At 35.8% G+C, this 411-nt stretch carries 1 protein-coding gene; it reads right to left on the reverse strand.

Annotated features, from left to right (window positions below; translation table 11 throughout):
- Positions 1-411: hypothetical protein (locus A194_RS0116580; protein ID WP_017187870.1), on the reverse strand; the 411-nt coding region annotated here is incomplete at both ends.

Consider the following 411-nt stretch of genomic DNA (forward strand, 5'->3'; position numbering starts at 1 on the left):
GTTCATTAGTTTCATCGTTTGAATCATAATGTTCTTCATGTTCAAATTCTTCATACTCATGATCAAATTCGTGATCATGTTCACCCTCATGTTCTTGCAGAGTCGGAAATTCCTTCAATTCAAAGTCAGAGTTAGCCCCTTCTTCTTCATAGCGCTCCTCCACTGCTTCTACCATTTCTGTACCGTCTAAACGAACATTAGAATACACTTTTAATGTTTTAGGTTCTGGTAATTCGTAATCGAAATAATCGATGACAACTTGTATATGATCATCTGTACGAATTCTATTATGAGGAATCGTTATATCAATAGGAATAGGATATTGAAACTCCATAAATCCATTATCCAACGTACGTACTTGTTGTACCGTGTTATAATCCTCATCATCTACAATGTACTGAGACTGCCAAG

It is taken from the genome of Alkalibacillus haloalkaliphilus C5, from assembly GCF_000269905.1.
GTDB classification, from domain to species: domain Bacteria; phylum Bacillota; class Bacilli; order Bacillales; family Alkalibacillaceae; genus Alkalibacillus; species Alkalibacillus haloalkaliphilus_A.